Annotated in this window: 18 protein-coding genes; 4 read left to right on the forward strand and 14 right to left on the reverse strand. The window is 69.5% G+C overall.

Annotated features, from left to right (window positions below; translation table 11 throughout):
• Positions 1-57 precede the first annotated feature (57 nt).
• The 10 genes from U742_RS0104160 to U742_RS0104205 all read right to left on the reverse strand — a co-directional run bounded on the left by U742_RS0104160 (position 58) and on the right by U742_RS0104205 (position 11,021).
• A complete protein-coding gene (locus U742_RS0104160; protein WP_248310252.1) occupies positions 58-1,404 on the reverse strand; it encodes an amidase in 1,347 nt (448 codons plus the stop codon).
• A 7-nt stretch (positions 1,405-1,411) separates the two neighbouring features.
• Positions 1,412-2,725 carry an amidase gene (locus tag U742_RS0104165; RefSeq protein ID WP_029350337.1) on the reverse strand — a complete coding sequence of 438 codons (1,314 nt, stop codon included), beginning with the start codon at positions 2,723-2,725 and terminating at the stop codon, positions 1,412-1,414.
• Position 2,726: 1 nt separating this feature from the next.
• Positions 2,727-3,743 (reverse strand): ABC transporter ATP-binding protein, encoded by a 1,017-nt coding sequence (locus U742_RS0104170; protein WP_029350339.1) that lies wholly within the window; start codon positions 3,741-3,743, stop codon positions 2,727-2,729.
• Complete coding sequence (locus U742_RS0104175; protein ID WP_029350341.1) at positions 3,740-4,825, reverse strand: ABC transporter ATP-binding protein; 1,086 nt, start codon at positions 4,823-4,825, stop codon at positions 3,740-3,742. The genes U742_RS0104170 and U742_RS0104175 overlap by 4 nt, the downstream gene beginning before the upstream one ends.
• The gene (locus U742_RS0104180; RefSeq protein WP_029350342.1) at positions 4,822-5,721 is read right to left on the reverse strand and encodes an ABC transporter permease; all 900 of its coding nucleotides are present in this window, start codon (positions 5,719-5,721) and stop codon (positions 4,822-4,824) included. The genes U742_RS0104175 and U742_RS0104180 overlap by 4 nt, the downstream gene beginning before the upstream one ends.
• Positions 5,721-6,674, reverse strand: a complete 954-nt coding sequence (locus tag U742_RS0104185) for an ABC transporter permease (RefSeq protein ID WP_029350344.1) — start codon at positions 6,672-6,674, stop codon at positions 5,721-5,723. Before U742_RS0104185 ends, U742_RS0104180 begins: the two co-directional genes overlap by 1 nt.
• 16 nt (positions 6,675-6,690) lie before the next feature.
• Positions 6,691-8,295 carry an ABC transporter substrate-binding protein gene (locus U742_RS0104190; RefSeq protein WP_248310253.1) on the reverse strand — a complete coding sequence of 535 codons (1,605 nt, stop codon included), beginning with the start codon at positions 8,293-8,295 and terminating at the stop codon, positions 6,691-6,693.
• Positions 8,296-8,604: 309 nt separating this feature from the next.
• Entirely contained in the window at positions 8,605-9,339 is a 735-nt protein-coding gene (locus tag U742_RS0104195) for a GntR family transcriptional regulator (RefSeq protein ID WP_029350349.1), read from the reverse strand.
• A gap of 21 nt (positions 9,340-9,360) precedes the next feature.
• Complete coding sequence (locus U742_RS0104200) at positions 9,361-9,558, reverse strand: hypothetical protein (RefSeq protein ID WP_248310254.1); 198 nt, start codon at positions 9,556-9,558, stop codon at positions 9,361-9,363.
• Between the two features lie 11 nt (positions 9,559-9,569).
• Complete coding sequence (locus U742_RS0104205) at positions 9,570-11,021, reverse strand: amidase (RefSeq protein WP_029350353.1); 1,452 nt, start codon at positions 11,019-11,021, stop codon at positions 9,570-9,572.
• A 279-nt stretch (positions 11,022-11,300) separates the two neighbouring features.
• Here U742_RS0104205 and U742_RS0104210 point away from each other — a divergent pair, with 279 nt between their 5' ends.
• Genes U742_RS0104210 through ybaK form a run of 3 tightly spaced genes read left to right on the forward strand, consistent with a single transcriptional unit; the run spans position 11,301 to position 14,158 of the window.
• A complete protein-coding gene (locus U742_RS0104210) occupies positions 11,301-13,094 on the forward strand; it encodes a monovalent cation:proton antiporter-2 (CPA2) family protein (RefSeq protein ID WP_029350354.1) in 1,794 nt (597 codons plus the stop codon).
• Complete coding sequence (locus tag U742_RS0104215; RefSeq protein ID WP_081852814.1) at positions 13,091-13,654, forward strand: DUF924 family protein; 564 nt, start codon at positions 13,091-13,093, stop codon at positions 13,652-13,654. Before U742_RS0104210 ends, U742_RS0104215 begins: the two co-directional genes overlap by 4 nt.
• A 30-nt stretch (positions 13,655-13,684) precedes the next feature.
• Positions 13,685-14,158 carry a Cys-tRNA(Pro) deacylase gene (gene ybaK, locus U742_RS0104220; RefSeq protein ID WP_029350358.1) on the forward strand — a complete coding sequence of 158 codons (474 nt, stop codon included), beginning with the start codon at positions 13,685-13,687 and terminating at the stop codon, positions 14,156-14,158.
• A 27-nt stretch (positions 14,159-14,185) separates the two neighbouring features.
• Here ybaK and U742_RS0104225 read toward each other — a convergent pair whose 3' ends face one another.
• The 3 genes from U742_RS0104225 to U742_RS0104235 are packed head-to-tail and all read right to left on the reverse strand — an operon-like array spanning position 14,186 to position 16,289.
• The gene (locus tag U742_RS0104225; protein ID WP_029350360.1) at positions 14,186-14,806 is read right to left on the reverse strand and encodes a TPM domain-containing protein; all 621 of its coding nucleotides are present in this window, start codon (positions 14,804-14,806) and stop codon (positions 14,186-14,188) included.
• A 3-nt stretch (positions 14,807-14,809) separates the two neighbouring features.
• Positions 14,810-15,658, reverse strand: a complete 849-nt coding sequence (locus U742_RS0104230) for a TPM domain-containing protein (RefSeq protein ID WP_029350362.1) — start codon at positions 15,656-15,658, stop codon at positions 14,810-14,812.
• A 13-nt stretch (positions 15,659-15,671) separates the two neighbouring features.
• Positions 15,672-16,289, reverse strand: coding sequence for a LemA family protein (locus U742_RS0104235; protein WP_029350364.1), 618 nt, complete (start codon positions 16,287-16,289; stop codon positions 15,672-15,674).
• A 302-nt stretch (positions 16,290-16,591) separates the two neighbouring features.
• Between U742_RS0104235 and U742_RS0104240 the strand changes: the two genes are divergently transcribed.
• Complete coding sequence (locus U742_RS0104240; RefSeq protein WP_248310284.1) at positions 16,592-17,860, forward strand: AmpG family muropeptide MFS transporter; 1,269 nt, start codon at positions 16,592-16,594, stop codon at positions 17,858-17,860.
• On the opposite strand, the gene recR is transcribed toward U742_RS0104240, so the two are convergent.
• Positions 17,857-18,462, reverse strand: coding sequence for a recombination mediator RecR (gene recR, locus U742_RS0104245; RefSeq protein WP_029350368.1), 606 nt, complete (start codon positions 18,460-18,462; stop codon positions 17,857-17,859). The two genes, U742_RS0104240 and recR, sit on opposite strands and share 4 nt — an antisense overlap.
• Positions 18,463-18,606: the final 144 nt, after the last annotated feature.

Below are 18,606 nucleotides of genomic sequence, written 5' to 3' on the forward strand. Positions count from 1 at the left end.
CGTGATCCCGACCGGGCCGGCCTTCGTCCTGGCTACCCGCTCGCCGGGACTGAACACCTATCCCGTCGGACGGGACCGGCCGGTCGCATCGTCCAGAAGGATCTCGACCGCGGACCCGATGGCGAACAGCTTCTCGTCCTCGAAGCGGCGCGCCACGAGCTGGATGCCCAGCGGCATGGCGTTCGGCCCGCGCCCGCAGGGCAGCGTCAGGCATGGCGTGTAGAGCAGGGTCCAGAGCGAATTGAACCGCGCGTCCCCCGTGCGGGCGAGACCGCTCGGCGCCTCGCCCGCGCTGGCGGGCGTCAGCACCACGTCGAACGCGTCGAATGCCTCGTCCATCCATGCGCGCATGGCCTCGGCCCGGCGCTGCGCCGCCACATAGGCATCATATGGGCAGCGCTCTCCGTCCAGAATCCGGCCCTCATAGAGATCGGGGCTGATCTTGTCCGCGAACAGCCGCTTCTCATGCCCGAAATTGCGGCTGGCCTCGAAATTGGCGATGCGGCGATGCTCGTCGGACCAGCCGGCAAACAGCGCGGCCGGCAGATCGAGCTCGACCACCTCGACGCCGGCCTCGGCGAGCCGGCGCGCGGCGTCCTCGACGGCGGCGCGCGCGCAGGGTTCGGCCGCGTCCCAGTCCGAGGTCCGGCACAGCGCCGCCCTGAAGCTGGTGCCGGCCGGGCTTTCCGGCCGATAGGGGATGCCGACGAGCACCGCCCGCAGCAGCTCGACATCGGCGACGGATCGGCCGCACAGGCCGAGCGTATCGAGCGAACCCGATTGCTGCTTCACCCCCACGCGGCTGATCTCGCCGAAGCTGGGCTTGTAGCCGACGATCCCGCAATAGGCGGCGGGCCGGATGATCGATCCGCTGGTCTGGGTGCCGATGCCAAGCGGTACCTGGCCATCGGCGACCGCGGCGGCGGAGCCCGAGGACGAGCCGCCGGGCGTGCGGCCCGCATCGTGCGGGTTGCGCGTGGGGCCGGGATACCGGTTGGCGAACTCGGTGGTCACCGTCTTCCCGAGGATGAGCCCTCCGGCCTTGCGGATCATCGCCGCGCAGGCCGCGTCGGCATCCGGCACATAGTCCGGGTAGATCGGCGAATTGAAGCCGGTCGGCATGCCGGCGACATCGATGATGTCCTTCAGCCCGACCGGCACGCCGTGAAGCGGCCCGGACGGTGCCGTGGCATCGGCCTGCCGCGCCTGCGCCAGAGCCGCGTCGGCGTCGAGATGTGCCCAGGCCATCACCGCGTCGTCCCGTTCGGAGATGCGCGCGAGGCAGCTCGCGACCAGTTCCCGCGAGGACAGCTCGCGCCTGGCGATCGCCCCCGCTGCCTCGACGGCCGAGAGGTCGCAGGGCTCCGCCGCGGCTGTGCGCCGCATCGTCGTGCTGATCGTCATCATGTCCTCAATGCGCTGCGAGAATCCGGTCGGCCCAGGCCGCGAAGCTCAGATGCCGGTCGTCGTCATGGCGCCGGCCGACGAACTGGACGCCGACCGGCATCCCTGCCGGACTGGTGAAATGCGGCAGCGTCACCGCCGGCATGTACATGTGCGTCCACAGATAGTTGAAGGTCGCCTGCCCGGTGGAGCCGAGCCCCTTTGGTGCCTCGCCCGCCGCGCTCGGGGTGAGCAGCGCGTCGATCTCCCGCTCCGCGAGCGTCTGGTCCATCCAGGCGCGGGCGCGCTCGCCGAGCCGGATGGCATCGCGGAACTCGGCGAGGGTGGCGGCGGTGCCGACATCGACGCGCTCGCGCTTGAAGTCGTCGCTCACGAGGTCGGGCCAGCGGCCGAGCTCATGGGCATAGTTGCGCACGCTCTCGAAGCCGCAGATGAGCCGATGGGCGTGTTCGAGGCCGTCGAACAGCTCGGCCGGCAGGTCGAAATCGACGATCCCGGCGCCGGCCGCCTCCAGCATCCGGCGGGTCTTATCCAGCGCCTCCCGGGTCTCCGGCTGCGTCACGTCCCAGTGCGGCGTCCGGCAGAGGCCGACCCGCGGGCGCGAGACGTCGTCCGGGCGCGGCGGCGCGTAGGGGAGTTGGCCGACGGCTGCCTTGAACAGAGCGAGGTCGTCGACCGAGCGGGCCATAAGCCCGACCGTGTCGAACTGCTCGGTGTTGGTGCGCACGCCGGCATTGCCGAAGAGCTGGAAGCTCGGCTTGTAGCCGTGGACGCCGCAATAGGCGGCGGGGCGGATCACCGAGCCGCCGGTCTGCGTGCCGAGCGCGAGCGGCACGTGGAAGTCCGCCACCGCCGCCGCCGAGCCCGACGACGAGCCGCCCGGCGTGCGGGTCGGGTCGTGCGGGTTGCGGGTCTTGCCGGCGTGGCGGTTGGCGAATTCGGTCGTGACGGTCTTGCCGAGCGCGATGCCACCCTGCGCGCGGGCAAGGGCGACGGTCGCGCTGTCCCATGGCGGGCGATGCTCGCGGTAGATCGGGGAGCCGTAGGTCGCCGGCTGGTCGCAGGTGTCGAGGATGTCCTTCACGCCGAAGGGGATGCCGTGCAGCAGACCGCGCGACGGGCTGGAATCGAGCTGCCGGGCCTGCGCCAGCGCGCCGCCCCGATCGACATGTTCCCAGGCCCGGACGATGGGCTCGCGCCGCTCGACCTGTTCGAGGCAGGCGGCCACCAGCCGGCTTGCCGTCAGGCGGCCATCGTCGATGCGCCGGCGTGCTTCCAGCGCCGTGAGGCGCGTGTCGTCGCCTCGGATCTGCAGGTTCATGTCAGCTTTCCTGGAACTCGCCTGTCGGCGTGGCGGCCATATCGGCGGCCCGCAGGCAGGCAACGATATGCGAGGGGGCGACCTCGCAGGGCTCGGGCGCGGCAAGCAGGCATTCGTCGGCGCGCCGTACGCAGCGCGGCGCGAAGCTGCATCCGGCGGGCAGGCGGCCGAGATCCGGCGGGGCTCCTCCCAGCTCGCCCAGCGCGGCATCCCGATAGCTGCCGCGCACGACGCAGCGGGTGAGCGCCTGGGTGTAGGGATGGCGGGGCGTGAGCAGCACCTGATCCGCGCTGCCGTGCTCGACGATCTGGCCGGCATACATGACGGCGACATCGTCGGCGATTTCGGCGGCGACGCCGAGATCGTGCGTCACGAACACCATGGAGGTGCCGCGTTCCTTCTGGATCTCGCGCAGCAGCAGCAGGACCTGGATCTGGACGGTCGCGTCGAGCGCGGTCGTCGGCTCGTCCGCCAGCAGCAGCTCGGGCTCGCAGCTCATCGCCATGGCGATCATCGCGCGCTGGCGCAGGCCTCCGGACAATTCGTTCGGATAGGCGCTGAGCCGTCGCGCGGCGGAGGGGATCTGGACCAGCTCGAACAGCTCCTTCGCCATGCCCATCGCACACTTCCACGTCGTGCCGCGGTGGCGGACGATGGTCTCGGCGATCTGGTCGCCGATGCGGAAGACCGGATCGAGCGCGGTCATCGGCTCCTGGAAGATGAAGCCGACCCGTCCGCCGCGAAGCTGCCGCAGCTCGGGGTCGGACATCGTCGTGACGTTCCGGGCGCCGACGCGCACCTCGCCCTCGACCCTCGCCCCCTCGTCCCTGAGCAGGCCGACGATGGATCGCAGCGTCACGCTCTTTCCCGAGCCGGATTCGCCGAGCAGCACCAGCGTGCGGCCCGCTTCGAGCCGGACGTCGATGCCTCGGACGACCGGCGTCCACCCCGCCGCGCCGCGATAGGCGACGCTGAGGCTGGCAATGTCGAGGATCGGCGCCGCCATCCTGTCGCTCATTGAACCCGCTCCAGCGGCTTCGCGGCGAGGCTGTGGCCCGACCCGGGGACGGCGGCCCAGCACGCCACCTTGTGGACGGCCGCGCCGTCCTTCGCGGTGTCGTCGAGGGGAGGCGCCACGGTGGCGCAAAGGCTCTCGGCGATCGGGCATCGCGTGCGGAAGCGGCATCCGCTCGGCGGATCGATCGGGTCCGGCGGGTCGCCGGCGAGCGGCGCCGCCTTCACCCGATGGCGCGGATCGAGGGAGGGCCGGGAGGCGAAAAGCGCCCGCGTATAGGGGTGCTTCGGCGTCGCGAAGATGTCCTCGGACGTCGCCTCCTCGACGACCTGCCCGAGATACATCACGGCCACCCGGTCGGAGATGTAGCGGACCACGTTGAGGTCGTGGGAGATGAAGATGTAGCTGAGGCCCAGCTCCTCGCGCAGTTGAACCAGCAGGTTGAGCACCTGCGCCTCGACCGACTTGTCGAGCGCGGAAACCGGCTCGTCGAGAATGAGCAGCCGCGGCCGCATCGCGACGGCGCGGGCGATGTTGACCCGCTGGCGCTGCCCGCCGGAGAGCTGGATCGGGTAGCGCTCGGCAAAGCGCGCCGGCGGCAATCCGACGGCCGCCAGCAGGTCGCGCGCATAGGCATGGGCGGAAGCGGTCGGGATGCCGTGGGCGCGCGGGCCGAAGGCCAGAGTCTCGGCGAGCGTCATGCGTGGATTGAGCGAGGACGCGCTGTCCTGGAACACCATCTGGATCGCGCGGCGGCGCTCGGCCGTGATGCGGCTGCGCGGCGTCCAGTAGGTCTCGCCGTCGAACACGATCTCGCCGGCATCCGCCGGGGTGATCCCGGAGATGAGGCGGGCGGCCGTGGACTTGCCGCAGCCGGACTCGCCGACGATGCCGACCGTCTCGCCCTTGCCGACGGTCAGGCTCAGGCCATCCACCGCATGGACGGCCTTTCTGCCGCCGAAGAAGCCGCCGGAGAGGCGGAACGTCTTGGACAGGTCGCTCGCGGCCAGCAGCGGCTGGAGCGGTCCGCCGCGATCCGGGATCACCGGCAGCGGCGCTTCGAGCCGGGCGAGGTTCGCGCTCATCGCCGCACCTCCATCGCGCGGCGGATGCCGTCGCTGACCAGGTTGAAGCAGATGGAGGAGATGAAGATCATCGCGCCCGGCAGCGCGGCGACCCACGGATTGACGTAGATCGACTGCCGCAGCGCGGAGAGCATGAGCCCCCAGTCCGGATTGGGCGGCGACACGCCGAGGCCGAGGAAGCTCAGCCCCGAGGCGGCGATGATCGACACGCTGACCTGGCTCGAGGCGAACACCAGGATCGGACCGGCGACGTTGCTCAGGACGTGCTCGCGCAGGACCCGCGCCGTCGATGCGCCCGAGAGCCGCGCCGCGATGACGAACTCGTAGGAGCGCACCTGCGTGGTCACGCTCTCGGCCATGCGGGCGATCGGCGGGATGAACACCATCGACAGCGCCAGTATGCCGTTCTCCAGTCCGGGTCCGAGCGCCCCGGCGATGGCGACGGCGAGCAGGATCGACGGAAAGGCGTAGAAGACGTCCATGCTGCGCATGATCGCCATGTTGGTGCGCCCGCCCGCATAGCCGGCGAGGATGCCGAGGAAGCCACCGACGAACAGGCCGATCGCCACCGGCGCGATCGCCATGGTGAGCGAGATGCGTCCGCCATAGATGAGCCGGCTCAGCACGTCGCGGCCGAGCTCGTCGCCGCCGAGCAGCCGGCCGGGCGTGCCGATCTCGGCGAGGCGCTGGGCGACCCGCGTCTGGAACGGGTCCGCCGGCGCGACGTAATGGGCGAAGATCGCCGAAAGGATGATGGCGAGCAGGATGAGGGCGGCGGTCATGGGGACCGGCTGCCGCACGAAGCGCCGCAGCACGACGGCGCGGTAGCTGCGGTGCCGAACCGCCGGCGTCTCGACGATGTCGGCCTCGGCGCCGGTTCCGAGCGTGCCGTGCATCACGCCCTCCGGATCCGCGGGTCGGTCCAGCTCTGGACCAGATCGACGATGAGGTTGAGCAGCACGAAGAACATCGACAGCACGAGCATCGTGCCCTGCAGCAGCGGCAGGTCGCGCTGAAAGATCGCCGAGGCCAGCAGGAAGCCGGTGCCCGGCCAGGCGAAGACCGTCTCCACCAGCACCGAGCCGCCGAGCATGTTGCCGAGCTGCAGCCCCATGACGGCGAGGGCCGTCGGCAGTGCGTTGCGGATGACGTGCCAGAGCACGCGCCGCGGCAGCAGCCCCTTGGCCCGCAGCGTCGTGACGAAATCCTGGTCCAGAACGTCGACCACGCTCGCCCGCAGGGTGCGCGCGATCACCGCCATCGGGATCGCGGCCGTCGCGATGGTGGGCAGGATCAGATGGCTGAGATGGGGCCAGTCCGGCCGCCAGCCGCCGGAGCTGTCGGGACCGATGCCCAGCGGCGGCAGCCAGTTGAGGTCGACCGAGAACACGATCACCAGCAGGATCGCCAGCCAGTAATGGGGGATGCTGACCCCGGAGATGGTGATCAGGCTGACGATGTGATCGACCGGCCGGTCGCGCCACAGGCCGGCGACGATGCCGAGCAGGAAGCCGAGGATGCAGGCGACCAGCCCGGCGCTGATGGCCAGGATGACGGTGTTGCCGACCGCGCCGGCGACTTCCGAGGCCACCGGCCGGCCGCTGCCGATCGAGGTCCCGAGATCGCCGCGCGCCGCATGGCCGAGCCAGGTCGCGTATTGCACGAGCAGCGGCTGGTCGAGGCCGTATTCACGGCGCGCCTGCTCGACCATCTCCTGCGTCGCCTCGTTCGGCAGCAGCGCGCTGATCGGATCCCCTGGCGCGATGTGCACCAGGGAGAACACGATGAACGTGACGCCGATGCCGATCGGTATGGCGTAGAGCAGGCGCCGCACGGCATAGAACAGCATCGCCGGTTCGTCCTGCTTACGGCTGGATGGAGATGGGCGAGAAGTCGACGAACCAGCTCTGCGCGTGCACGTGGCCCTTCACCTTGGGCGACAGGGCCCGCGAGCCGACGTCGTGGACGACCCAGACGAAATTGGCCATGTCGACGTGGCGCTGATGGATCTTGGCGACCAGCTCGTCCTGCTTCTTGGGATCGAACTCGGAGCGGATTTCCTTCGCCAGGCGCTCGATCTCCTCGTCGCGGATGCTGCCCCAGTTCGAGCCCTTCGGCGGAATCTCCTCGGGCGTCAGGTAGCGCAGCACGGCGACGTAGGGATCGTTCGTGCTGTAGCTGTTGTTCAGCATGGTAATGCCCTTGTTCTCCGGTGCCTGGGCGCCGACCCGGCGCCGGCCGCGCAGGGCCTCCCACTCGAAGACCTCGAGTTCGAGCTCGACGCCGATCTCGCGCAGGTTCTCCTGCACGAACTCGTTCATCAGCAGCGGGTACATCTGGCCGGAGCCCGAAGTGGAGATCATCGCCTTGATCTTCAGCGGCTTGCCGGGACCGTAGCCGGCCTCCGCGAGCAGCTTGCGGGCCTCGTCGGGGTCGTAACGGACCTTGAAGCTCGGCTGGCCGAACCAGGGGCTCTGCGGCGAGACGTTGCCGACCGCCGGCACGGCGAGGCCGTTCAGCACCTTCACCAGGCCCTCGCGGTCGATCGCGAGGTTGAGCGCCTTGCGCACCCTGATGTCCGCGAAGGGCGAATCCGGCAGTTCGCTCAGCGTGTAGGGCCACACATGCGGGATGGCGTTGGTCGAGATCGTCATCCCCGCGCCCTTCAGCTTCTCCACCGTGTCGGGCGAGGGGCTTTCCGCCCAGTCCACCCGGCCGGAGAGCAGGGCGGCGGTGCGCGCCGACACTTCCGGGATCGGCAGCAGCACGAGCCGGTCGAGCTTCGGCACGCGCGCGGGGTCCCAGTACTCCTTGTTGGGCAGCAGTTCGAGGCGCTGGCGCGGAACCAGCTCCGCCATCTTCCAGGGGCCGGTGCCCGAGGGATGCTCGCGGAAGGCGTCCCAGTTCTTGCCGAGCTTCTCGTACTGCGCCGGCGAGGCGATCAGCAGGCGCGGCATCTGGTAGGGGAACAGCGAGTCGGGGCCCTTGGTGGTCAGTTCGACCGTGTAGTCGTCGATCTTCCGCCAGCTCTTGAGGCTCGGCAGATAGATCTTGAGCTGCCGCTCGAAGGAGGCGTCATAGGCCGGGAACTCCTTGTTGAAGGCCCGGTCCAGATTGAAGATCACCGCATCGGCGTTGAAGTCCGAACCGTCGTGGAACTTCACGCCCTGACGCAGCTTGAAGACCCATTTGGTCTTGTCGTCGTCGAGCGGATGCCACTCGGTGGCGAGTGCCGGCCGCAGCTTGGCGGCGGTGTCGGAGCGCGACAGGTCGTAGGAGATCAGCGGGTCGTAGAGCGTGTAGCCGGAGAAGCGCACGCCTTCCGTACCCTGGTCCGGCGCCCCGTCCGTCAGCGGAATGTCCGCCAGCGTCATCGCGACGCGCAACGTGCCCTGTGCGAGCGAGGACGTCGCCGTCAGCGCGGCGATCGCGAGGCCCGCCATCAACTTCGTACAGATCCTGATGTTCATCATCCGCTCCGACCGAAAGTTCTATATAGTTTAAAATCTAGTGTTTGACGGAAGCCGTCAACGCGCCGGCCGCCTCAATGGCGGGCAAAGAGAGCGCAAAGTTTGAGCAATCAGAACGGGATGATGCAGCATCGCCGCGATGGCGCGCAGGGAGGGCGTGTCGCCGCTGCCGCTGGGTCAGGCGAGCGCGGCGGGTGCGGGCCGGTTCATGGCCGAACTTGCATTAAGGATGAAACCCTTGGCGGGAGGCGACGGATCGGCCGGGGCGCGCCGCACCCCGCTCCGGCTCAAGGTCTCGGTGCTGCGAATTCAGGCGAATTCGGAGAGGTAATAGGTGTCGTTGCGCGCGCGCATGATGCGCCGCTCGACCGCCCGCCCGTTCAGGTCGTAGGCGACGCGCTCGATCTCCAGCATCGGCTCGCCCGCGCGGACGCCGAGCGCCTCCGTATCCTCGGCCTCAGCCTTCACCGCCATGATCTTCTCGGACACCTTGGCGATGATGATGTGGTACTCGCGCTCCAGCAGGGCGTAGAGCACCTCCGGCTGTGTCGCCCTGATCAGCGCGCCGACGCCGGGCAGGACATCTTCGCGCAGCGACAGGAATTCCAGCACCACCGGCTGCTTGGCATAGAGCCGGAGCCGGCGCACGCGCGTGACGGCGGTGCCGCGGTTCACCCCGAACACCTTCGCCTCGGTCGAGGAGGCGCGCGCCGAGGCGACGTCGAGATAGGACGTCTCCTCGTTCACGCGCTCGCCGTCCTTGGTCATCAGCCGGTAATGGCGCAGCACCTCCTGCCGGTGCGTGTGCATCGCGACCGTGGTGCCGCGCCCGCGCTGGCGCACCAGCAGGCGTTCGTCGGCGAGTTCCTCGATAGCCTTGCGCGCCGTGCCGACGCTCACCCCATACTCGGCGGCGAGGGCGTTCTCGCTCGGAATCAGTTCGCCCGGACGCCACTCCCCGCTCTGAACACGGCGCAGCAGGTCCTCCTTCATGCGGAGGTAGAGCGGCTTGTTCGCCGCCGCCGGCTGTTCCATCACCGCCATGCTCACACCCGTATCGACCCGTCAGAATTCCTCGTGAGGATAGACGGGCGGAATCGGGTCAGTATCGTCCATCTGCACGCCGATGGCAGCTTCGATCTCGTTGAAGGCCTTCATCCACAGGGAAAGCCGGAGATAGACGTTGCGCATCTCCTCCTCGGGAACCGGGATGCCCTGCAGCGCCAGCGCGGCGCGCACATAGTCTTCCGTTACCTCGATCATCGCGCTCTCCTTCAGGCCGCCGCGGACGCCAATGTGGTTTCGAGTTCCGGCAGGTGCCGCCACCATCCGGCGGCACGCTCATAGGCGTGCGCGACGTTGAGCAGGCCAGCTTCGCCAAAGGGCCGCGCGGCGAATTGCAGGGCGAGCGGGAGACCCTCGGCAGAGAAGCCCATCGGCACGGAGACCGCCGGCACATTCGCCAGGCTGAACGGATAGACGCCGATGCGCCGCTCCATCAGCCGCACCACCGCCTCGTCCGAGGATTCGACCTTCTCCTGCTCCTGCTCGATCGGCCTGGTGGCGCGGATCATGGTCGGGCAGACAAGCGCATCGAACCCTCGCGTCGCGTCGAGGATCTGCCCGCGCACGATCGCCCGGGCCCGCATCGCGCGGTTGTAGACGGTCGCCGGAATGAGCGAGGAGGCGGCGAGGCGGGTGCGCGTGCCCACGTCGAAGCGGTCATAGCGCTCGCGCAGATACTTCCCGACGAAATAGGCGGCGACATCGGCATCCGTGCTCAAGAGCTGCAGCGGCACGGCATAGAGCGCCAGCGGCAGCGAGACCTCCTCGATCTGTGCGCCAAGCCCGCGCAGCACGTCGAGCGCCGCGGCGAAGACCTGCTTGACCTCGTCTGTGGTGCCGTTGCCCCAGGCGATCTCGCGCACGACCGCGAGGCGCCGTCCCCTGATCGGGCGATCGAGGCCGGCGGCATAGGCGTCGACCGGCCGCGTGCTGGTCAGAGGGTCGCGCGGATCATGGCCGGCGATTGCTTCGAGGACGCGTGCGGCGTCCGCCACGGTGCGCGCGAGCGGGCCGAGCGTGTCGGTCGTATACGCCTCCATCACGGCCCCGAAGCGGCTTACCCGCCCATAGGTCGGACGCAGGCCGACCACGCCGTTCAGCGCCGCCGGGCCGCGGATCGAGCCGCCGGTGTCCTCGCCCAGCGAGAAGGTGCACATGCGCGCGCTGGGCGCGATACCCGAGCCGGTCGAGGAACTCGACGCCGAATAGGCCGGGTTCCAGGGGTTGCGCGGCTGGCCATAAGCGAAACCGATGGTGCCGCCCTTGCCGAATTCGTGCAGGTTCTGCTTGCCGAGCAGGATCGCGCCCGCCGCCTCCAGCCGCTCGATCACCGCGGCGTTGCAGGGCGCCACCATCTCCTCGGGATCCAGCACCTTCGTCGCGAGGGTGGTGGGGAAGCCGAGGGCGTGCATCTGGTCCTTGACGCCGTAGGGAATGCCATGGAGCGGCCCGCGATAGCGGCCTGCGGCGATCTCCGCCTCCGCCGCGCGCGCCGCGGCGAGTGCCCTGTCGGCGTCCACGGTGATCCACGCGCGCAGCAGGCCGTCCCAGCTCTCGATGCGCGCGAGATAGGCGCTCACCAGATCGACCGGCGATATCTGGCGCGTGCGGATCAGCTCCGCCTGCGCGCCGCCGTCGAGTGCCGTCAGTTCGTCGCCCATCATCCCTCCCGCTCCAGAACAAAGCCTGCTCACACGTCAATTCTATATAGAAATAAAGATATATGTTTGTCGAGATGGCGTGGCCCGTATGAGGGCTCCCCGCGACCCTAGGCCCGCTCGACCGATGTGCGGGGGCTTGCATTCCGGTCACCGATCATGCGGATAACGTCGCAGCAGGCGTCCGTACCTCCGCGCCGAAGTCGCCGATCCTGAGAGGGATTCACCGCGGCTTCGGTGCATGGAGGGGGCGGCGCGAAACGTTGCTTGGAGAGTCTCGGAATGGCTGCCGCCGAAACTGCCGACGCTGCCGCCCATGGCGTGGCGCTTCTGCCCGTCGTCGTGCTTCTCGGCGCGGCGGTGGTCGCCGTGCCCCTGTTCAAGCGGCTCGGCCTCGGCTCCGTGCTGGGCTATCTGGCGGCAGGCCTCGCGATCGGGCCGTTCGGGCTCGGCTTCTTCACCGATCCGCAGTCAATCCTGCACGTCGCCGAGCTTGGCGTCGTCATGTTCCTGTTCGTCATCGGCCTGGAGATGCAGCCCTCCCGCCTGTGGTCGATGCGCGGCGAGATCTTCGGCCTCGGCCTCGCGCAGGTCGGCGTGTGTATCGGCCTGCTCACCTGCGTCGGCCTCGCGCTCGGCTATCCGGTGCCGCAGAGCTTCGTCGCCGGCACCGGATTCGTGCTGACCTCGACCGCCATCGTGATGCAGATGCTGGAGGAGCGACACGCCATCGGCCTGCCCAAGGGCCGGCGGATCGTCGCCATCCTGCTGCTCGAGGACCTCGCCATCGTGCCGCTGCTGGCGCTGGTCTCCTTCCTCGCGCCCGGCGGCGAGAACGTCACGCTGGCGCAGCGCCTCACCGGCGTCGCCATCGGTCTGGCCTCGATCGGCGGGCTGATCCTCGCCGGGCGCTACCTGCTCGATCCGCTGTTCCGCATCCTCGGCAAGGCGAAGGCGCGCGAGGTGATGACGGCGGCTGCGCTGTTCGTGGTGCTCGGCGCGGCGCTCGCCATGCAGCTCGGCGGCCTGTCGATGGCGATGGGCGCATTCCTCGCCGGCGTGCTCCTGTCGGAATCCTCCTTCCGGCACCAGCTCGAGGTCGACATCGAGCCGTTCCGCGGTATCTTGCTCGGCCTGTTCTTCCTTGGCGTCGGCATGGCGCTCGACCTGTCGGTGATCGCCGCCAACTGGCGGCTGATCGTGATCGCCGTGATCGCCTACATGGTGCTGAAGATCCTCGGCATCTACGCGGTGGCGCGGCTGTTCCGCGCCAGCAACCGCGAAGCCGTCGAGCGGGCGGTGCTGATGGCGCAGGGCGGCGAGTTCGCCTTCGTGCTTTACGCCGCCGCGACGGCGGTCGGCATCATCGACGCCGAGGCGAACGCGATCCTGACGGCGACCATCATCGTCTCGATGGCGCTGACCCCGATCCTGATCATCCTGCACGACCGGCTGATGCCCAAGCCCGCGCCCTCGATGGACGGGGTGGAGGCACCGGAGAACCTCTCGGCAAGCGTCCTGCTCATCGGCTTCGGGCGTTTCGGCCAGATCGTGAGCCAGCCGCTGCTCGGCAATAGCTGCTCCATCTCGATCATCGAGACCAACACCGACGCGATCCGCGACGCCCGCGATTTCGGCTTCAAGGTCTATTACGGCGACGGTTCCCGCCTCGACATCCTGCACGCCGCCGGCGCGGAGAATGCCCGGCTGGTCGTCGTCGCCGTCAATGATCGCGAAGCCAGCCTGAAGATCACCGAGCTGATCAAGGCCGAGTTCCCGCTGGTCCCGGTGCTCGCCCGCTCCTTCGACCGCGAGCATGCGATCGAGCTGATCCAGGCCGGCGTCGATTACCAGATCCGCGAGACCCTCGAATCCGCGCTGGTGCTGGGTTCGCAGGCGCTTGCCGTGATGGGCGTCGACGAGGACGAGCGCACGCGGGTAATCGAGGATGTGCGCCGCCGTGACGGCGAGCGCTTCGCCATCGAGATCACTGGCGGCATCTATGCCGGCCGCGAGCTGATCCATGGCAACGCGCCGCTGAAGAACATGCCGGCCAGGCCGGGAGCCTCGAAGTGACCTCCGGCGCCCCACCGGAGGACGAGGCGCTCATCGCCTCGGTGGTCGATTTCTGGACCGACGCGGGTCCCGACCAGTGGTTCGCCCAGGACAGCGCGTTCGACGCTCTTTTCCGCGATCGCTTCCTCGCGCTTCACATGGAGGTCGCGGCACGCCGGCACGACCGCTGGATGGCGACGGCCGAAGGGGGGCTCGCCCTGCTCGTGCTGGCCGACCAGTTCCCGCGCAACGCCTTCCGTGGCACCGGCCACATGTACGCGACCGATCCGCTGGCGCGCCACTATGCGAGGCAGGCGCTTGAGGCAGGGCACGCCGAGCGCTTCGCGCCCGGTCTGCGCCTCTTCTTCTTCCTGCCCTTCGCTCATTCGGAGGATCTGGCGGACCAGGACCTTTCCGTGGCCCTGAACGCCTCTCTGGGCGAGCCTGCGCTCAGCCATGCCGAGGGCCATCGCGACATCATCCGCCGCTTCGGCCGGTTTCCCCACCGCAACCCGATGCTGGCGCGCGAGACGACGCCGCAGGAGGACGCCTTCCTGCGCGCCGGCGGTTTCGCCGGCTGACCGGAATCTGGGCGCCAGCAGGAGGTTCCGATGTCGAAGGTGACGCGCGCGACCCGGGCACTGGAACAGGCTGGCATCGCCTTCACGGTGCATGGCTATGACTACGACCCCGACGCCGATCACATCGGCCTTCAGGCCGCCGAGGCGCTCGGCGAGCCGCCGGCGCGCGTGCTCAAGACACTGATGGCGCTGGTCGACGGCAGGCCGGTCTGCGTCATCGTCCCCTCCGACCGGGAAGTGTCGATGAAGAAGCTGGCGGCGGCGTTCGGCGGCAAGTCGGCGCAGATGATGAAGCCCGCCGATGCCGAACGCATCTCGGGCTACAAGGTCGGCGGCATCAGCCCCTTCGGCCAGACGCGCCGGCTGCCGGCCCTGATCGAGGAGCAGGCGCTGGCCCATGACGCGGTCTATGTGAATGGCGGCCAGCGCGGGCTGCAGGTGCGGTTGCGGCCGACCGATGCGCTCACCGTGCTCCAGGCGCTCGCCGCGCCCGTGGTCGCCTGATCCCAGTGTCCACCGGAACGGTGCGTCTCACACCACGATCACCCGGTCGGAGAGCTCGTTGGTGTCACCCGGTGTGGGCGGGGCGTGGGTGGCGAGGATGAGGCCCGCCTCGCGCACGCCGGCGTTGATGCCCTCCGTGAGCCGGCCGGCGCGGGCACCGGCGAGCACGATGGCGCAGACGCGGCTCCACGCGTCATGCCCGACCCGGGAGTGGATGCCCTCGTCGGCCACCACCTCGACGAGATGTTCCGACAGCGCGACCAGGATGAGCACGCCGGTGCGCTCGCGGGTCTGGTGCATGCCGTGGGCGAGGAAATGGTCGATCGCCGCCGCGCGCGCCGCGCCTTCCTTCGCGACGCCCGGCACGCTGAGCGCGCCGAGCGGGGTCAGCATCAGCACCGCGCCGACGATCACGAAGGTCGCCGCCTGCAGCGACAGCAGCTCGGGGACGTCGAGCGGGGTGAGGAGCGCGAGCGGCCACGGGATGACAAGCGCGCAGAGCGTCGCCCACATCAGCCGGTAGAAGTGGTGGCGGACCAGCGGCTGCGTGGTGATGACGACGCGGATCTCGCCCGCCGTGCCGCGCTCGGCCTCGGCGATCGCCGCCGCTATGGCTGTCTGATCCTCGGTACTGAGCAGCGTGGTCATGGCTCACCAGCTCCCCGAGGCGCCGCCGCCGCCGGACGAGCCCCCGCCGCCGGAAAAGCCGCCGCCGCCGCCACTGCCGCCCGACCAGCCGCCGCCGGAGCCGCCGCGCGGCCAGTCCCAGGTCGAGATGCCGCCGGGCAGCACCACCGCGCCGCCGCGCCGCCCGCGTGTCATGCGCGGCCCGCCGCCTCCGCCGCTGCGCACGGCGCGGTAGAAGATGTAGAGCCAGAAGGCCAGCATCACGAGGAAGAAGATCAGGTTGAACCAGTCGTCGGCGGTCAGCGCGTTCCCGTCGTCAGCCTGCGCCGCGCGGCGCTTCGCCTCCTCGGGATCGAGGTTGAGGATCTCGATCACCGCGTCCGCGCCCTTCTCGACGCCGCCGGCGAAATCGCCGCTGCGGAAGGCGGGGACGATGGCGGTGCCGATGATGGTGCTCGCCACCGCGTCCGGCAGCACGCCCTCCAGCCCGTAGCCGACCTCGATGCGCACCCGCCGGTCGTTCGGCGCCACCAGCAGCAGCACGCCGTTGTTCTTGTCCGCTTGCCCGAGCTTCCAGAAGCGGTACAGCCGGTTGGCGTAGTCCTCGACCGAGGTGCCCTCCAGCGTCGGCACGGTAGCGACGACGAACTGGTCGCTGGTCTTCGCCTCCTGCGCCGCGAGCTTGGCCTCCAGCGCCGCGCGCGCCTGCGGGGACAGGATGCCGGCGGCATCGACCACCCGGCCGGTCAGCGCCGGAAAGGCATAGTCGGCGCCAGCCGGCAGCGCCGCAGCCAGCCACAGGCCGAGCGCCAGCAGCAGCGCCGGCAGAAATCCCGGCCGAATCGCCTGTCCCATGGCGCGGGCGGGCGTCATGGCCGGTCCGCCGTCAGTTGAACTTCACCTGCGGCACCTTCATCTGCTCCTCGGAAATGGTGAAGGTCTCCATCGGCTTGTTGTTGCGATAGAGCGTCATCGCCCACAGCGCGCCGGGGAAGGTGCGCAGCTCGGTGTTGTAGACCCGCACCGCCTCGATGTAGTCGCGCCGCGCCACCGCGATGCGGTTCTCGGTGCCCTCGATCTGCGACTGCAGGGCGAGGAAGTTCTGGTTGGACTTCAGGTCCGGATAGGCCTCCGACACCGCGATCAGCCGGCCGAGCGCGCCGGAGAGCTGCGCCTGCGCGTCCTGGAACTGCTTGAACTTCTCCGGATCGGTGATGGTCGAGGCGTCAACGCTGATCGAGGTCGCCTTGGCGCGGGCCTCCGTCACCTGCGTCAGCACGTCCTTCTCCTGCTGCGCATAGCCCTTCACCGTCTCGACCAGGTTCGGGATCAGCTCGGCGCGGCGCTGGTACTGGTTCAGCACGTCGCTCCAGGCGGCCTTGGCCTTCTCCTCATTGGTCGGGATGTTGTTGACGCCGCAGCCCGCGAGGCTCACCGCGAGGAGGGCGGCGACCAGCGGCGCCTTGGCCCGGGTGAAGAGGCCGGCGAAGGAAAGAGCAGTCATGAAAACCCCCGATGGCGGCCGCCGGGCGAAGCGGCGGCGGTCTCGCGACGTTATAGAACCCCGGCCGGTGGAGAACCAGCCACCTACCATATAACCGCGCCGACGCGGCCACGTTCCCCGGGGTGATGCGGCGCTGGCGATGCGGCTATGATCGTCGCGCTGAGTCGCACCCGATCTCATCCTGCCTCGAGAGGGCCGCTGCCGTGACCGATGCCGTGCGCCGCCCGGAAGAGGGCATTGCGGAGCCCCGCGGGCTGCTGGCCGGCCTTTCGGTCTATCTGCGCCCGCGCGTGCTGGCGGTGATGCTGCTCGGCTTCTCCTCCGGCCTGCCGCTGGCGCTGTCGGGCTCGACGCTGCTGATCTGGATGCGGGAGGCGGGCGTCGACCTCACCACCATCGGCCTGTTCGCGCTGGTCGGCACGCCCTACGCCATCAAGTTCCTCTGGGCGCCGGTGGTCGATGCCATCCGCATCCCGGTGCTGACGCGCCTGCTCGGGCGGCGGCGGGGCTGGCTGGTGTTCGCCCAGCTTCTGCTTGCCGGCTCCATCGCGCTGCTCGCCCTCGTCGATCCGGTGCGCTCACCCTGGCTGGTGGCGCTCGCGGCGGTGCTCGTCGCCACCGCCTCGGCGACGCAGGACATCGTCATCGACGCCTATCGCGTCGAGCGGCTCGACCCGTCCGAGCAGGCCGCCGGCATGGGTGCCTATGTCGCCGCCTATCGCGTCGGCATGCTGGTCTCGACCGCTGGCGCGCTGTTCCTCGTCTCCTTCATCCAGGACTGGCTGGACATCCCGGCGGCCACCGCGTGGCACTATGGCTATCTCGCCATGGCCGCCTGCGTCGGCGTCGGCCTGATCACCGCGCTCGTCTCCGGCGAGCCGGACCCGCCGGCCGGCCGCGAGGCGCAGGAGGAGGCGCACGAGCCGGCCCTGAAGCGCGTCTGGCACGCCGCGCTCGGCGCCTTCACCGATTTCCTCACCATGCCGCTCGCCATCGTCGTGCTGGCCTTCGTGGTGCTCTACAAGTTCTGCGACGCCTTCGCCGGCACCATGACCGCGCCCTTCGTCATCGACCTCGGCTTCACCCGCACCGATTACGCGGCGATCGTGAAGGGGCTGGGGCTCGGCGCGACATTGGTCGGCGGCATCGTCGGCGGCATGGCGGCGCGGGCGCTGCCGCTGCCGACCATGCTGTGGATCGGCGCGATCCTGCAGGCGCTCTCCAACCTCGCCTTCGCTTGGCTGGCGACACGCGGCACCGACTATGCGGCGCTGTCGCTCGCCATCGTCGCGGAGAACTTCACCGGCGCCATCGGCACGGTGATCTTCGTCGCCTACCTGTCCGCTCTCTGCCGGAACCCGCTGCACACGGCGACGCAATATGCGCTGCTGACCGCGCTCGCCGCCACCGGCCGCACCTATCTCTCGGCCGGCGCCGGTTTTGTCGCCGCTGAAGCCGGGTGGACCTGGTTCTTTGTCGGTTCGACGCTGGCTGCCGTCCCGAGCCTGCTGCTGCTGGCCTTCCTGCAGGCGAGGGGGCATTTCCGCACGCTGGTGCAGGACAGGGGCTAGAACGTCGTCCGCGCCCTCAGCGCCGCCGCCAGCGTGCCCTCGTCGAGATAGTCGAGCTCGCCGCCGACCGGAACGCCATGGGCGAGGCGGGTGACCTTCACGTCGATGTCGCGCAACAGGTCGGTGATGTAGTGCGCCGTCGTCTGCCCGTCGACGGTGGCGCCGAGCGCCAGCACCACCTCCTTGATCGCGCCGTCATGGGCGCGTCCGACCAGCGTCGAAAGGTTGAGGTCGTCCGGCCCGACGCCGTCGAGCGGCGAGAGCGTGCCGCCGAGCACATGGTAGCGCGCGTTCATCGCCCCTGCGCGCTCCAGCGCCCAGAGATCGGCGACGTCGGCGACGACGATCAGCACCGAGGGGTCGCGCGTCGGATCGGTGCAGATCGTGCACGGGTTGCGCACGTCGATATTGCCGCAGATCTCGCAGGTCACGATCTTCGCCAGCGCCTCGTCGAGCGCCCCGGCGAGCGGCGCCATCAGCGCCTCGCGCTTCTTGATGAGATGCAGCGCGGCACGGCGCGCCGAGCGCGGCCCGAGCCCCGGCACGCGGGCGAGCAACTGGATCAGGCGTTCGATCTCGGGGCCGGCGACGGCGCGGGGCATGGCTTCCTCTCTAAACCCCCTCTAGCCCAGTGGGGCGAGTCGCGCCATGGGGCGGCATTTGCTGAACCCGACGTGACCCGACGTCGGTCCGGTTTCGCTCGACAGCCGGGGAGGGGGTTGCTAACCGGGGATCAACATTCAGAA

The sequence above is a fragment of the Allobosea sp. 117 genome, assembly GCF_000702305.1.
Classification (GTDB): domain Bacteria; phylum Pseudomonadota; class Alphaproteobacteria; order Rhizobiales; family Xanthobacteraceae; genus Ancylobacter.

Bases quoted from the DNA above. Each gene is read 5' to 3' on its own strand.
- U742_RS0104160 (WP_248310252.1), bottom strand. From the start codon at position 1,404: ATGACGATCAGCACGACGATGCGGCGCACAGCCGCGGCGGAGCCCTGC.
- U742_RS0104165 (WP_029350337.1), bottom strand. From the start codon at position 2,725: ATGAACCTGCAGATCCGAGGCGACGACACGCGCCTCACGGCGCTGGAA.
- U742_RS0104170 (WP_029350339.1), bottom strand. From the start codon at position 3,743: ATGAGCGACAGGATGGCGGCGCCGATCCTCGACATTGCCAGCCTCAGC.
- U742_RS0104175 (WP_029350341.1), bottom strand. From the start codon at position 4,825: ATGAGCGCGAACCTCGCCCGGCTCGAAGCGCCGCTGCCGGTGATCCCG.
- U742_RS0104180 (WP_029350342.1), bottom strand. From the start codon at position 5,721: ATGCACGGCACGCTCGGAACCGGCGCCGAGGCCGACATCGTCGAGACG.
- U742_RS0104185 (WP_029350344.1), bottom strand. From the start codon at position 6,674: ATGCTGTTCTATGCCGTGCGGCGCCTGCTCTACGCCATACCGATCGGC.
- U742_RS0104190 (WP_248310253.1), bottom strand. From the start codon at position 8,295: ATGAACATCAGGATCTGTACGAAGTTGATGGCGGGCCTCGCGATCGCC.
- U742_RS0104195 (WP_029350349.1), bottom strand. From the start codon at position 9,339: ATGGCGGTGATGGAACAGCCGGCGGCGGCGAACAAGCCGCTCTACCTC.
- U742_RS0104200 (WP_248310254.1), bottom strand. From the start codon at position 9,558: ATGATCGAGGTAACGGAAGACTATGTGCGCGCCGCGCTGGCGCTGCAG.
- U742_RS0104205 (WP_029350353.1), bottom strand. From the start codon at position 11,021: ATGGGCGACGAACTGACGGCACTCGACGGCGGCGCGCAGGCGGAGCTG.
- U742_RS0104210 (WP_029350354.1), top strand. From the start codon at position 11,301: ATGGCTGCCGCCGAAACTGCCGACGCTGCCGCCCATGGCGTGGCGCTT.
- ybaK (WP_029350358.1), top strand. From the start codon at position 13,685: ATGTCGAAGGTGACGCGCGCGACCCGGGCACTGGAACAGGCTGGCATC.
- U742_RS0104225 (WP_029350360.1), bottom strand. From the start codon at position 14,806: ATGACCACGCTGCTCAGTACCGAGGATCAGACAGCCATAGCGGCGGCG.
- U742_RS0104230 (WP_029350362.1), bottom strand. From the start codon at position 15,658: ATGACGCCCGCCCGCGCCATGGGACAGGCGATTCGGCCGGGATTTCTG.
- U742_RS0104235 (WP_029350364.1), bottom strand. From the start codon at position 16,289: ATGACTGCTCTTTCCTTCGCCGGCCTCTTCACCCGGGCCAAGGCGCCG.
- U742_RS0104240 (WP_248310284.1), top strand. From the start codon at position 16,592: ATGCTGCTCGGCTTCTCCTCCGGCCTGCCGCTGGCGCTGTCGGGCTCG.
- recR (WP_029350368.1), bottom strand. From the start codon at position 18,462: ATGCCCCGCGCCGTCGCCGGCCCCGAGATCGAACGCCTGATCCAGTTG.